Source organism: Cupriavidus sp. 10L43_2 (genome assembly GCF_056395265.1).
In genome coordinates this window covers 226,723-240,577 of the sequence record NZ_JBFTJE010000004.1, presented here as the reverse complement: position 1 = coordinate 240,577, position 13,855 = coordinate 226,723, and the positions used below count along the sequence as shown (strand labels likewise).

Below are 13,855 nucleotides of genomic sequence, written 5' to 3'. Positions count from 1 at the left end.
GGCGTCGCGCGATTGTGTCACAGGGCTATGGCCGGGGCAAAGCGTCCGGGGCGTGCCAGACCAGCGGCAGCGCCGCCTCGCGCCAGACCACGCGGTCCGGTATCACGCGCCAGAGGCGCTCGGCGCCTTCCCAGTTGGCGATCTCCGGGGAGTCGGTCAGCACCTCGGCCCGGCCCGAAAGCTGGAGCAGGTTGCCGGTGGTGTAGTCCACGAAGGCCAGTCCGGCAATCGGGTTGGCGGCCAGATTTCCCAGCGTATTGAAGAAGCGGTTGCCCGAGTAGTCGGGAATCGTCAGCCCGCCGTCCGCATCGAGCCGGACGAAGCCGCGCGGCCCGCCCCGATGGGATACATCCACCTGCCGGCTGCCATCGGCCAGATCCACGTAGGACGCCACGAAGAAGGTATCCGCGCCGGCGATCAGCGCGCGCGCCCGCTCGTCCAGGGCCGGCAGGACCTGCGGCGGCTGGTCGGACGCCACGCCGGGATCGCGCGTGAAATCGAACGCGCGCTGCTGGATGTACTGCGGGCAGTTGCCGAAGCTCTGGCCCACGGCCAGCCGGAAGCCGTCCGGGCCGGTGCGCTGCACGTGGCCGTTCATGCGATTGCGGCGCCGCGTCATGGGATCGATGCCGAGCAGGCCGAGGGCGTTGCCGTCGTCCATGCCGGCGTCGGCCGGGTCGGCGGGCTCTCGCGCCACTGCCACGTCCAGCACGCGCGGGTCCGGGGAGTGGAGGAAGCCGGGCGCCCCGGCGCGCAGCGTGGCCCAGACGCGCCCATCCGGCGCCACCGTGCCGAGCACGACCAGCGGAAGCTGTTGGAAGAAGTCGCGGTGCTGGTCGGGCATGTAGTCCCGCACCACGCGCGGGCCGACCTCTGCCATGCGCGCCTGCACGCCGGCGCGCTCCTGCAGCAGGCGTTCGCCGGTATGCCAGGGCAGATCCGGGAGGAGGGCGGCGTGGGAGGACATGTTGGCTCCGGTAGGGTGGATGGCGGGGGCGGCAATCAGGCGGCGAGCCCGACGGCGGTCTTCTGGAACGGCACGAAGCCGGGCAGCGCTTCCACGCGCGCCAGCCATTGCCGCACGTGGGTGTAGTCGGCCAGATCCACAAAGCCTTCCGGCGCGCTGGCGGTGTAGCTGTACAGCGCCACATCGGCAATCGTCGGCTGATCGGCGGCAATCCACTGGCGGCCCGCCAGCGCGCGGTCCATGCGGCCCAGCACCAGATGTGCCCGGGCAATGACCTGCTCGCTGTTCAGCGGCGCGCCGAACACGGTAATCAGGCGTGCCGAGGCCGGCCCGGCCGCGAGATCGCCCGCGGCCACGGACAGCCAGCGCTGCACGGCGGCGGCGCCGGCGGGGGTCTCGGGCAGCCAGTCGGTCCGGCCCAGCGTTTTGGCCAGATAGACCATGATCGCGTTGGAGTCCGGCAGCACCGTGTCCCCATCCACCAGCACGGGCACCTGGCCGAACGGGTTCAGGGCGAGGAATTCCGGGGCCTTCTGGGCGCCGGCGCGCAGGTCCACGTCGATGAGTTCGACTGGCTGGCCGATCAGGGCGAGGAACAGCCGCACGCGGTGCGAGTGGCCGGAGAGGGGGTAGGCATACAGTTTCATGTCGGATCCTGGTTGGGATGGTCCGACTATAGGTGCCTTTCGGCGCACGAAAAACCGCCGCCGGCAGAAGGCACTCTTGCGCCAACGCGAAGAATGCCCAGTTGCCGCCTGCCGAGCCGCTCTAGCGCAGGGACGGCGCGGCGCGCAACGTCTCGATGGCGAGGTCCAGGAAGGCGCGCACCTTGTGCATCGCGTGGCGGCCCTCGCGATGGATCACGTTGATCGGCAGCGGCGCCGGCTCGAAGTCGGCCAGCACGACCTGCAGGCGGCCGTCGCGCAATTCATCGGCAATCTGGTACGACAGCACGCGCGCCAGCCCGAAGCCGTCCACGGCCGCCGCGATGGCCGAATCGTTGGTGGTGGTCGCCATGCGCGGGGCGAGCCGCGTGGGCGTCATCTCGTTGCCGGCGAGGAAGCGCCATTCCGGCAAGGTGGAGATGCCGGTGGTCTGGATCACGGTGTGCGCCGGCAGGTCCGCCGGGGAGGCCGGCACCCCCTGCCGCGCCAGGTAGGCGGGCGACGCGCAGACCACGCGCCGCACATGGCCGACCGGCACCGCCTGGAGCGAGGAGGCGGGCAGCTCGCCAATGCGGATGCCGACGTCGATGCCCTCGTCGACGAAATTGACGATGCGGTCGATAAACAGGCAGTGGACGTCCACCTCCGGGTAGCGCCGCAGGTACTCGACCACGATCGGCGTGACGAAGCGGCGGCCGAACAGCACCGAGGCCGTGATCGACAGCTGCCCGCGCGGCGCCGCGTGGGCGCCCGTGGTGGCGAGTTCGGCGTCGTCGATCTCGGCCAGGATGCGCCGGCAGTTCTCGTAGTAGGTGGCGCCGGTGTCCGTCGGGCGCACCAGCCGCGTGGTCCGCGTGAGCAGCCGCACGCCAAGGTGGGCTTCGAGGTCGGTAACGATGCGGCTGACCACCGACAGCGAAATATCGAGCTTGCGCGCGGCCGCGGTGAAGCCACCGCTCTCCACCACGGTGACAAAGGTCTTCATGGCCTGCAATCGATCCACGCGCGCTCTCCCCGAGACGATGCGGGGAGTATATCGGGAGACGCCGGCCTATGGCATCGCCTTACGACGCCACCTTGATCCCCGACTGGCTGACCAGCGCCTGCCACACCTGCTGGTCGCGCTTGAGCAGGGCGCCGAACTCCGGCGCCGTGGTGCCGCGCGGCAGCATGCCGCTATCGGCCAGCATCTTGGCGCCAGCCGGGGATTTGACAATGGTCGCGATCTCGGCGGACAGCCGCTGCACCAGCGGGGCGGGCGTCTTGGCGGGGGCGAGCATGCCGATCCAGCCGATCGACTCGAAGCCCGTGAAGCCGGCTTCGGCGAAGGTCGGCACGTTCGGCATGGACGGCACCCGCGCCGGCCCCAGCGTGGCGAGCACCTTGATCCGGCCGGCGTCGCCATAGGTCTTGGCCATCACCGTGGAGACGAAGCCGGCGGGCAACTGCTTGGCGAGCAGGTCCGCGATGGCGGCCGTGTCGCCCTTGTACGCCGCGTGCACGATGTTGAGGTTGGCCTTGCGCTTGAGCAGCTCGCCGTACAGATGGCCGGTGGAGCCCACGCCCAGGCTGCCGTAGGCCGAGCCGGGGTTCTGGCGCGCGTACTCGACGTACTCCGCCAGCGTCTTGGCAGGGATGGCATCGCTGGCGACAAAGACCTGCGCGGCGTCCGCCACCAGCGTCAGCGGCTCGAAGTCGGTCATCGGGTTGTAGAGCGGCTGCGGCTGGATCAGCGGACTCTGGATCAGCGCGGTGTTGGTGAACAGCAGCGTGCGGCCGTCCGGCGCGGCCGAGGCCACAGCCGCCGCGCCGATCATGCCGGCGGCGCCGGGGCGGTTGTCGACGATCACGCTGGTCTTCAGCGAGGCACCGAGTTTGTCCGCGATAAAGCGCGTGATGGCGTCCGTGGAGCCGCCGGGCGGGTAGGGCAGCACGATCCGGATCGGACCGGAGGGGGTGGGCTGCTGCGCCCAGGCGGGGCGGCCGAGGGCCAGGCCGCCGAGCGTGGCGGCGGACAGTTTGAGCAGGGTGCGTCGCGGCGTGTTCATCAGGTGTCTCCTCTTTGTCTTGTTAGTTCTGCTCGAACTGCGCCTGCAGTTCCACCTTGCGGACCTTGCCGGTGGCCGTCATTGGCAGTTCCGCCACCAGGCGGATCTCCGGCACCTTGTAGCTCGCCATATGCTCGCGGCACCAGTGCAGCAGGTCGTCGCCGGAAACGGCGGCATGCTCGGGGCGCAGCCGGATGAAGGCCACGGGCACCTGCCCGCGCTCCGGGTCTGGCCGCGGCACCACGGCCGAGCCGAGCACGGCCGGATGCCGGCCCAGCAGCACTTCCAGCTCGGACGGAAACACGCTCATGCCGCGCACCTTGATCATCTCCTTGCGGCGACCGAGGAAGTGGAGATAGCCGGCCTCGTCGTAGGCGCCGATGTCGCCGGTATGGAACCAGCCGTTGCGGAACACCTCGGCGTTGGCTTCCGGGCGGCCCCAGTAGCCCTTGAACAGCGAGGGGGTGCTGACCACGATCTCGCCTTCCTCGCCCACCGGCAGCACCGCGCCGGTTTCGAAATCGCAAATCTTGATGCGCGTACCGGGCACGGGCAGGCCCACGAAGATCGGGCGGCCGTGCAGGTCCATGTCGTCGGTCTGCATGCCGGTGGTGAAGGTGTCGCTGGTGTGCGTCTCGGTCATGCCCCAGGCACCCTCGGCCAGGATGCCGCCGGTCAGCGCCTGCCACTGGCGGCGCAGGTCCGGCGTGAGCTTGCGGATAAACGACGCCACGCGCGTGTGTTGCAGCGTGCGCAGGTCGTGGCGGGGGAGGTCCGGGTGCTGGAGCAGTTCGACGATGCTGTCCACCACCATGAAGGTCCGGTTCACGCGGTAGCGGTCCACGGCGGCCATCACGGCCGAGGGGTCCCAGCGCGCCAGCAGCACCAGCGTGGCGCCGCTGAAGATCGGGTAGATCAGGCCGAGGTTCTCACCGGCGATCCAGAACATCGGCAGGAAGTTCAGCATCACGTCCGAAGAGGGCTGGGCCGGGTCGCGGCCCGCCTGCCCGCTGGCCACCGCCAGCGAGGCGGCGGCGGTGTAGAGCATGTCCCGCTGCGTGTGCATGCAGCCCTTCGGCATGCCGGTGGTGCCGCCGGTGTAGTTGAGCGCCGCCAGGGCGTCCAGATCCACGTGCGCGTCGCGCACGTTGCCGGTGCACAGGCGCACGGCGGCCATCAGGTCGATGGTGCCGGCGTGCTCGACGGGCGGCGCATCCAGCCCGGCGGGCACCGGCAGCGTCGGCTGGGCCGGCAGGAACTCGCCCGGCGAGGTGCGGAACACCGTGGCCACCGGCGTCTGCGCCTTCACGGCCATCAGCATCGGCACCAGCGAATCGAGCGCGATGACGGTGGTGGCGCCGGCATCGTTCAGCTCGTAGGCCAGCTCGTGTTCCTTGAACAGCGGGTTGACCGGCACGTAGACCGCGCCAATCTTGAGGATCGCGTAGAACACGATATGGAACTGGGGGCAGTTGCCGAGCAGCACCGCCACGCGCTCGCCCGGCCCGGCGCCGTGGCCGCGCAGCAGCTCCGCGCAGCGTTCGCTGAGGTCGTCGAGTTCGGCATAGGTCAGCGTGGTGCCGTAGTAGACCAGCGCCGGGCGGTCTGGCTGCACGCGCGCCCAGGCGCGCAGGGTGTCACCCAGTCCGATCTCGCCGTGCGGGTAGTGCGGGGCGGTAGGCAGGCCAGCCGGCCAGATGCGGGCGTGGCGGGCGTCCAGGTCGGCAAAGAAGGCGGTCTCTTCCATCGTGTCTCCGGGGCGTTGGACGAACAGGGGGTTACCAGGCGTCTACATAGCGGCGCGGCGGGATGTCGCGCGGGGCGGGTTCCAGCCCTGCCAGCAGCCAGCGGCGTGTCTCGGCGGGATCGATCACGGCGTCGATCTCCAGCCCGGCGGCGGCGTTGATCGCGTGGCCGCGCTCGTACATTTGCGCTACCAGCTGTTGATAGAGCGCGTCGCGCTCGGGGCCTTCGGGCAGCGCCTCCAGTTCCTTGCGGAAGCCGAGCCGCACGGCGCCCTCCAGCCCCATCCCGCCGAACTCGCCGGTGGGCCACGAGATGGTGAAGGCCGGCGCGCGGAAGCCGCCGGCTGCCATCGCCATCGCACCGAGTCCGTAGCCCTTGCGCAGCACCACGGCCATGAACGGCACGCGCAGCTTGGCGCCAAGCACGAACAGGCGGGACACGTGCCGCACCTGCGCGCGCGCCTCGATCTCGGGGCCGACCATAAACCCCGGCGTGTCGATCAGCGAGACGATGGGCAGCCCGTGGGTGTCGCACAGTTGCATGAAGCGCGCGGCCTTGTCGGCGGCGTCCACGTCGATAGCGCCGCCGAGGTGGCGCGGGTTGTTGGCGACGATGCCGACCGGGCGCCCCGCGATGCGCGCGAGCGCCGTATGCACGCCCGTGCCGTAGCCGGCGCGCAGTTCGAGCAGGCTGTCCACGTCCGCAATGCCCTGCATGGCCGCCCGCGTGTCGTAGACGCGCAGGCGGTTCTCGGGCACCACGCCGCGCAGCAGCAGCGGGTCGGGCGCCTGCCAGTCCTGCGTGCGGCCCTGGAACATCGACAGATAGTGCTTGGCGGCCTGCACGGCAGCGGCCTCGTTGTCGACGAGCAGGTCCACCACGCCGTTCTGGAACTGCACGGCAGCGGGGCCGATGTCCTCGGGGCGATACACCCCCAGCCCGCCGCCCTCGATCATCGCCGGGCCGGCCATGCCGATGTTGGCGTCGCGTGTGGCGATGATGACGTCGCAGCAGCCGAGCAGTGCGGCATTGCCGGCAAAGCAGCGGCCCGCCGCGATGCCGATCACCGGCACCTCGCCGCTCAGGCTGGCGAACGCCGCGAACGACGGCTGGTAGAGCCCGGCCACGGTCGGGAAATCGACATCGCCGGGCCGGCCGCCGCCGCCTTCGGCAAAGATCACCGTGGGCAGCTTCTGGTCCGCGGCGACTTGCAGGATGCGGTCAGTCTTGATGTGGTTGCGCTTGCCCTGCGTGCCGGCCAGCACGGTGGCGTCATAGGCCAGCACCGCGCAGCGGGCTGCCTCGGGTGCGAAGCGGGCGCCGTTGACGCGCCCCGTGCCGGTGATCAGGCCATCGGCAGGGGTGTTGGCGATCAGGTCCTCGGCGCTGCGCCGGCTGGCCTGCGCCGCCACCGCGTAGGCGCCGTACTCGACGAAGCTGTCGGCATCGCACAGGTCCGCCACGTTCTCGCGCGCGGTGCGCTGGGCACGGGCATGGCGCTTGGCCACGGCGTCCGGGCGGGCGGCGTCGGCGAGGAAGGCGTCGCGGTCGAACACGCGCTGCAGGTCTGGTCGTACGGCGCGCGGATCGGCGCCTGCGGTGCGGTGCTGCGCTGCACCGGTGGTCTCCATCGGCTCCAGCACCAGCAGGATCTGGTTCTCGGTGGTCTGCGCGCCGGCGCCGAGGCGCACGTCGATCACGCGGCCGGCGGCCTCGGCGACGATGGTGTGCTCCATCTTCATGGCGTCGAGGATGGCCACGGTCTGGCCCGGCTGCACGATGGCGTCCTCGTTGACGCGCATCTCGACCACACGGCCGTTCATCGGCGCGCGGATGGCGATGAGGCCTTCGCCGGGCGCTGCTTCACTGCCCGCAGCCAGCGCGCTGGCCGGTACGCCGGCGGGCTGGCCGCTGGTGGCATCGCGGGTGGCAGCCGTGGCAGCGATGCGCCTCGCGTGCTCCAGCAGTTCTGGCAGGATCGCCTCGAAATGGCGCGTATGCACGTGCTGGGTGGCGAAGTCCTCGCGCGCGACCAGCGCCCGCAACAGGTCGATATTGGTCGGCACGCCGTCGATGCGGAACTCGGCCAGCGCGCGGCGCAGTCGGCGCACGGCGTCGTCGAAGCGCGGCGCGGCGGCGGTGACGATGAGCTTGGCCAGCAGTGAGTCATAGCCCGGCGGCGGGGCATAGCCGGTGTAGCCGTGGGTATCCACGCGCACGTCCGGGCCGCTGGGCGGATCGAAGCGCTCGAGCCGGCCCTGCGCGGGCCGCGCGAGACCCTGGGCGTCGGTGGCCTCGGCGTTGATCCGTAGCTGGATGGCATAGCCGCGCGGGGCGGGCGGCGCCTGCGGATCGAGCCCCGCCTCGCGCAGCGAGCGGCCCTGCGCGAGGGCAAGCTGCGTCGCCACCAGATCCACGCCGGTGACCTGCTCGGTTATCGTGTGCTCGACCTGAAGGCGCGGGTTCGCTTCGATAAAGACGAAGCCGCGCGGCTCGCCGGCTTCCGTGGTCTCCACGAGGAACTCGAACGTCCCAAGGCTGCGATAGCCCACCTCGCGCGCCATTACGGTGGCGGCATGGAGGATGCGCTCGCGCAGGCCCGCCGTGAGCACCGGGCTCGGGGCGATCTCGACCAGCTTCTGGAAGCGCCGCTGCAGCGTGCAGTCGCGCTCGCCCAGCGCCACCACGTCTCGCCCATCGCCCACGATCTGCACTTCGATATGGCGCGCGCGCTCGACCAGCCGCTCCGCGTAGATCTCGTCCACGCCGAAGGCGCTGCGCGCTTCCGAGCGGCAGCGCGCGTAGGCTTCCGCGAGCGCCTCCGCCTCGCGCACGATGCGCATGCCGCGCCCGCCACCGCCGCCCACGGCTTTCAGCACGATCCCGTTGCCTTGCTGGGCGTGGAAGAACGCCGTGATGGCGTCAAGCGTGGCACCACCGGGCGTGGCGGGCATGACCGGCACGTCGCAGCGCGCCGCCAGTGCCAGCGCGCGGCCCTTGTCGCCGAACAGCCCAAGCTGCTCGGGCGTGGGGCCGACGAAGACGATGCCCGCATCGGCGCACGCCTGCGCAAAGTCGGCCCGCTCGCTCAGGAAGCCGTAGCCGGGGTGAATCGCATCGGCGCCGGTGGCGCGCGCGGCGCCGAGCATCGCGTCGATATCGAGGTAGGCCGCCGGGCCGCTGCCCGGTAGCGCCACCGATTCGTCGGCCAGCATGCGGTGGCGGCACTGGGCGTCGTCGGCGGCGTAGACGGCCACCGTGGCGATGCCAAGATCCTGGGCCGCCCGTTGGACACGCAGCGCAATCTCGCCGCGATTTGCAATCAGAAGCTTCTTCACTGGCTGGATTCCCGAGGTTGACGACGTGGGATGCAAGCCAGACTGTAAGGGGCGGCGGCCACCGGTCACAACGTGAATCGGACACGCATGGCGCAAGTTTCATTACGGCCATGCACGGCCTGTATGACCGGTGCTGCGCTGCGGAACGGCGCTAGCCGTCCTGCATCATGCCCCGCGCCACGGTGGTGAAGTGCTGCACGTGGCGGTCATCGGCGCCCTCGCGCGTGGCCAGCGCAATGCCGATGCGCGCGGCGGGCCGGGGGCTCGACAGCCGCAGGAAGCGCACGCGCCGATTGGTGTAGCGGGCCGTCACGCCGGGCACCAGCGCCACGCCCAGGCCGCTTTCCACCAGACTGACCATGGTCTGCACCTGCACCGCCTCCTGCGTCACGCGCGGCACGAATCCGGCCTGCTGGCACAGCAGCATCGCCACGGCCTGCTGGTTGGGCACCTCGGCGCTCGGATGCATGATGAAGGGCTCGTCAGCCAGTGCCTTGAGCGCGATGGACTCCTGCGCCGCGAAGCGGCTGTCGGCCGGCACGGCGGCCACGAAGGTGTCTTCTTCCAGCGGTGTGAGCGTGAAGGGGCCGGCGCTCAGGATCGGGAAGCGCACGAGGCCGGCATCCACCTGCCCGCGTTCAAGTCGGTCCAGGATCGAGGCCGATGTCGACTCATGCAGGATCAGTTCGATGCCGGGATGCGCCGCGCGGAAGGCCGGAATCAGCCGGGGCAGCAGCGCGTAGGTAGCCGAGCCGATAAAGCCGACGCGCAGCGCGCCGCGTTCGCCATGTGCGGCGGAGAGCGCAGCCGCCCGGGCCTGATCGGCGTGGAACAGCGCGCGGCGGGCATCGGCCAGCGCCGCCTCGCCGGCCTGCGTGAGGCGCACGCCGCGCGTGGTGCGCACGAACAGCGGCGTGCCCAGATCCGCCTCCAGCTTGCGGATGGAGATCGAGAGCGGCGGCTGCGCCATATGCAGGCGCTCGGCCGCCCGGTGGAAGTTGCCGGTTTCGGCGAGCACGACGAATTGCTGGAGTTGGCGCAGGTCCATGGCGAGATGGCGATATCTAATCGATATCGGTTCCTAAAAAACTAATATTAGACGGAAAGGGTTCGCCAGCGGTAACCTCGTCGCTCAAAGCCAAAAGATATAAGGAGACGCCCATGCTGCCGCTGTCAGGCATTCGCGTGGTAGACCTGTCCACGGTTGTGATGGGCCCGTACGCCAGCCAGTGGCTGGCCGACCTGGGCGCCGAGGTCATCAAGGTGGAACCGCCCGAGGGGGATTCCACGCGTCGCACCGGCCCCGCCACCGAAGACGGCATGTCGGCCATCTTCCTGGGCGTGAACCGCAGCAAGAAGAGCGTGGTGCTGAACCTGAAGCTGCCCGCAGCGCAGGCCGCGCTGCACCGGCTGCTGGCCACGGCGGACGTCTTCATGCACAGCATGCGGCCGCAGAAGCTGGGCAAGCTCGATCTGGACCCCGCCAGCGTGATGGCGCGGCATCCGCAACTGGTCTATGTGAGCCTGCTGGGCTTTGCGGAGGATGGCCCCTACGGCGGGCGCCCCGCGTACGACGACATCATCCAGGGCCTGTCCGGCAATGCCGCGCTGATGGCCGCGCAGACCGGCACGGTGCGTTACTTCCCGACCATCGCAGCGGACAAGACCAGCGGGCTGGTGGCGGCGCTGTCGATCTCGGCGGCGCTCACCGGGCGCGCGCGGCAGGGCGGCAAGGGCTCGATGGTGGAAGTGCCGATGTTCGAGTCGATGGTGGCCTTCAATATGGTCGAGCATCTCTACGGCCAGCATTTCGAGCCGCCGCGCGGCACCGCCGGCTATCCGCGCGTACTGGCGCCGCTGCGCCGGCCCTACCAGACCGCCGACGGCTACGTCTGCATGATGCCGTACACCGACGCGCACTGGCGCGACTTCTTCCGCAGCGCCGGTCGCGACGATCTGGCCGCCGACCCGCGCTTCACCGACATCGCGGCGCGTACGCGCCATATCGAAACCCTCTACGAAATCACCGGCGAACTGGTGAGGGAACGCTCCACGGACGACTGGCTCGAGATCTGCGAGGGCCTCCAGATTCCCGTGGCGCGCGTGAACGACCTCGACGAGCTGATTGATGACCCGCACTTGAAAGCCACCGGCTTCTTCGAGCAGGTCAGCGATCCGTCGATGGGCACGCTGCGCTTTCCGGGCGCCCCGGTGCGCTTCGACGGCGAGCGCGCCCGTGCGGCGCTGCCGCCCCGGCTCGGCGAGCACACGCGCGCCGTGCTCGGCGAGGCTGGGCTGGACGCGCAGGACATCGACGCCCTGACGCGCGACGGCGCGGCGTTCGCAGCCAAGCCGCGCTGATACCCCCATTCCAAACAAGATCCACAAGGAGACGAACATGACCCAAGCACAGCCCAAGCGCCTCGGGCAGGGCTACTACTGGCAGGACATCGAGGTCGGGCAGGTTTTCGAGACCTTCCGCCGCACGGTGACGGAGACCGATCTGGTCAACTTCATCTCCACCACCGGCATGCTGGAGGCCATCTTCATCGAGGCCGGCTACGAGGGCGGTGCGATTCAGGGCCGCCCGGTGCCGGCCGCGCTGACCTATGCGCTGATCGAGGGCTTCATCCTGCAGACCATGATCCAGGGCACCGGGCTGGCGATGCTGGAACTGACGCAGAAGATCCACGGCCCGGTGGTGGTAGGCGACACGATCCGCGCCACCGTGACCGTGACCGGCATCCGCCCGACGTCGAAGAGCGGCCGCGCGGTGGTGGATTCGAGCATCGAGGTCTTCAACCAGCGCAACGAGCTGGTGATGACCTACACCGCGCGCCGCCTGCTGGCAGGGCGCTAGCCCGCCGGCGGCGGCCCCCACGCATACCCAGGAGGAGACAACATGCCAGTTCAGAGCAAAAATGCCAGGCATCACCCCACGCTGCGACGCGTCTGCGCCGTCGCCGCGCTGGTCTGCGCGCCGGTCGCCATGTCGGCGCAGGCGGCGGAATTTCCCGATCATCCGATCAAGCTCGTGGTGCCGTTCCCACCGGGCGGCCCGACCGACCTCGTCTCGCGCGTGATCGCCAAGAAGATGTCGGAAGACCTTGGCCAGCAGGTGGTGGTGGACAACCGCCCCGGCGCCAACGGCAATATCGGCGGCGAGATGGTCGCCAAGGCGCCCGCCGATGGCTACACGGTGCTGTACAACACCTCGTCCATCGCACTGAGTCCGGCGCTGTACAAGAAGCTGCCCTACGACGTGAAGCGCGACTTCGCGCCGGTGGCGATGACCGCCATGGTGCCGCTGGTGCTGGAGGTGAACGCGAAGGTGCCCGCGAACACCGTGGCCGAGTTCGTCAGCTGGCTCAAGGCCAACCCCGGCAAGATGACCTACGGGTCGGCCGGCAACGGCAATGTCACGCATCTGGCCGCTTTCCTGTTCCTGCAGGCCAACGGGCTGGACGCGGTCCACGCACCCTACAAGGGCAGCGCGCCGGCCCTGACCGACCTTGCCGGCGGACAGGTGCAGTTCATGACGGACACGATCAACTCGTCGCTGCCATTCATCCGCGACAAGCGCATGAAGGCGCTGGCGGTGACCAGCCTCACGCGCAGCTCGCAACTGCCGGACGTGCCGACCGTGGCCGAAACCGTCATGCCGGGCTTCGAGGTGGGCGCCTGGCAGGGCATGATGGTGCCGGCCAAGACGCCGCCCGAGATCGTCAAGAAGCTCAATGCCGCCACGCTGAAGGCACTGGCCGCGCCCGAGGTGCGCGCCAGCCTGGCCGCGCAGGGCGCCGAGCCGCGCGGGACCAGCCCCGAGGCCTACGGCAAGTACGTGGCCCAGGAGCTGGATCGCTGGCGCAAGGTGGTCAAGGATTCCGGCGTCACGCTGGACTGAAACAGGAGTTCGATGTGAGTGCGCTGTTCGCAACGTTCCAGCTCACGGCGCTGCCGCCGCAGGCTGCGGCCTTCCGTGCCGAGGTCAAGGCCTTTCTCGCCGAACATCTGCCCGCGCTGCCGCCCGATGTGCGCGCGCGCTCGTGGATGGGCTTCGACGCCAGCTTCAGCCGTGCGTTGGCGCGGCGCGGCTGGGTAGGGATCACGCTGCCGGCGGCCTACGGCGGCGCCGGACTCGACGCCTTTTCGCGCTTCGTGCTCGTGGAGGAGCTGCTGGCATGCGGCGCGCCGGTCTCCGCGCACTGGATCGCAGACCGGCAGAGCGGGCCGCTGATCCTGCGCTACGGCAACGACGCCCAGCGCGCCTTCTACCTGCCGCGTATCTGCCGCGGCGAGGCGTTCTTCTGCATCGGCATGAGCGAGCCGAACGCCGGCTCCGATCTCGCCAGCGTCAGCACGCGCGCGGTGCCGCTGCCGGAAGGCGGCTGGCGGCTGAACGGCCGCAAGATCTGGACGACCAATGCCGACCGCTGCCAGTACATGCTGGCGCTGGTGCGCACCTCGGGTGAGGCGGGCGACCGCCAGAAGGGCCTGTCCCAGGTCATCGTGGACCTTGCCGCGCCGGGCATCACGATCCGGCCGATCCACGACCTGGCTGGCGACGCGCATTTCTCGGAAGTGAGCTTCGAGGATGTGACCCTGCCGCCCGATGCGCTGGTGGGGCTGGAAGGCGCGGGCTGGGAGCAGGTCAATGCGGAGCTGGCTTTCGAGCGTAGTGGCCCGGAGCGGCTCTATTCGAGCGTGGTGCTGCTCGATGCATGGATTGCCGCGCTGCGCCGGCTGCCGTCGATCCGGCGCGACACGGTCACCGTCGGGCGGCTGGTCGGCCGGCTCGCCACGCTGCGCGCGATGTCGCTGGCGGTGACGGCGCGGCTCGCCGCCGGGGAAAGCCCGCTGGTGGAGGCCGCGCTGGTCAAGGACCTCGGCACCGAGCTGGAGCAGTCGGTGGGCGCGCTGGCCGAAGCGGCGCTCGGGGAGGATCCGGAACTGGCCGCCGACACGGCGCTGTATCGCACGGCGGCCTACGTCAGCCAGATTTCGCCGACCTATTCGCTGCGGGGCGGCACCCGCGAGATCCTGCGCGGCATGATCGCGCGCGGGCTTGGCCTGCGCTGAAGGAGTTTCGAG

At 70.0% G+C, this 13,855-nt stretch carries 11 protein-coding genes; 4 read left to right on the top strand and 7 right to left on the bottom strand.

Annotated elements, in window-relative coordinates; translation table 11 throughout:
• Nucleotides 1-25: 25 nt before the first annotated feature.
• The 7 genes from AC1DEL_RS07840 to AC1DEL_RS07810 form a co-directional block, all read right to left on the bottom strand.
• On the bottom strand, nucleotides 26-967 hold the full coding sequence (locus tag AC1DEL_RS07840) for a pyridoxamine 5'-phosphate oxidase family protein (RefSeq protein WP_477125692.1): 942 nt from the start codon (nucleotides 965-967) through the stop codon (nucleotides 26-28).
• 35 nt (nucleotides 968-1,002) lie between these two features.
• Entirely contained in the window at nucleotides 1,003-1,614 is a 612-nt protein-coding gene (locus AC1DEL_RS07835; protein WP_477125691.1) for a glutathione S-transferase family protein, read from the bottom strand.
• Nucleotides 1,615-1,735: 121 nt separating this feature from the next.
• Complete coding sequence (locus tag AC1DEL_RS07830; RefSeq protein WP_477125690.1) at nucleotides 1,736-2,635, bottom strand: LysR family transcriptional regulator; 900 nt, start codon at nucleotides 2,633-2,635, stop codon at nucleotides 1,736-1,738.
• Between the two features lie 61 nt (nucleotides 2,636-2,696).
• Nucleotides 2,697-3,680: a Bug family tripartite tricarboxylate transporter substrate binding protein gene (locus AC1DEL_RS07825; protein ID WP_477125689.1), complete on the bottom strand. Its 984-nt coding sequence runs from the start codon at nucleotides 3,678-3,680 to the stop codon at nucleotides 2,697-2,699.
• Nucleotides 3,681-3,702: 22 nt separating this feature from the next.
• On the bottom strand, nucleotides 3,703-5,427 hold the full coding sequence (locus AC1DEL_RS07820) for an AMP-binding protein (protein WP_477125688.1): 1,725 nt from the start codon (nucleotides 5,425-5,427) through the stop codon (nucleotides 3,703-3,705).
• Nucleotides 5,428-5,458: 31 nt separating this feature from the next.
• Nucleotides 5,459-8,764: an acetyl-CoA carboxylase family protein gene (locus AC1DEL_RS07815; RefSeq protein WP_441643736.1), complete on the bottom strand. Its 3,306-nt coding sequence runs from the start codon at nucleotides 8,762-8,764 to the stop codon at nucleotides 5,459-5,461.
• A 151-nt stretch (nucleotides 8,765-8,915) separates the two neighbouring features.
• Nucleotides 8,916-9,812 carry a LysR family transcriptional regulator gene (locus tag AC1DEL_RS07810; protein ID WP_092294676.1) on the bottom strand — a complete coding sequence of 299 codons (897 nt, stop codon included), beginning with the start codon at nucleotides 9,810-9,812 and terminating at the stop codon, nucleotides 8,916-8,918.
• A gap of 113 nt (nucleotides 9,813-9,925) precedes the next feature.
• Here AC1DEL_RS07810 and AC1DEL_RS07805 point away from each other — a divergent pair, with 113 nt between their 5' ends.
• From AC1DEL_RS07805 to AC1DEL_RS07790, 4 genes are read left to right on the top strand one after another with little or no spacing between them, the layout of a single operon-like run.
• Nucleotides 9,926-11,125: a CaiB/BaiF CoA transferase family protein gene (locus AC1DEL_RS07805; protein ID WP_477125687.1), complete on the top strand. Its 1,200-nt coding sequence runs from the start codon at nucleotides 9,926-9,928 to the stop codon at nucleotides 11,123-11,125.
• 37 nt (nucleotides 11,126-11,162) lie between these two features.
• Entirely contained in the window at nucleotides 11,163-11,624 is a 462-nt protein-coding gene (locus AC1DEL_RS07800; protein ID WP_092294680.1) for a MaoC family dehydratase, read from the top strand.
• A gap of 42 nt (nucleotides 11,625-11,666) precedes the next feature.
• Nucleotides 11,667-12,668 (top strand): Bug family tripartite tricarboxylate transporter substrate binding protein, encoded by a 1,002-nt coding sequence (locus AC1DEL_RS07795; protein WP_477125686.1) that lies wholly within the window; start codon nucleotides 11,667-11,669, stop codon nucleotides 12,666-12,668.
• A 14-nt stretch (nucleotides 12,669-12,682) separates the two neighbouring features.
• Entirely contained in the window at nucleotides 12,683-13,843 is a 1,161-nt protein-coding gene (locus tag AC1DEL_RS07790; protein ID WP_477125685.1) for an acyl-CoA dehydrogenase family protein, read from the top strand.
• Nucleotides 13,844-13,855 lie beyond the last annotated feature (12 nt).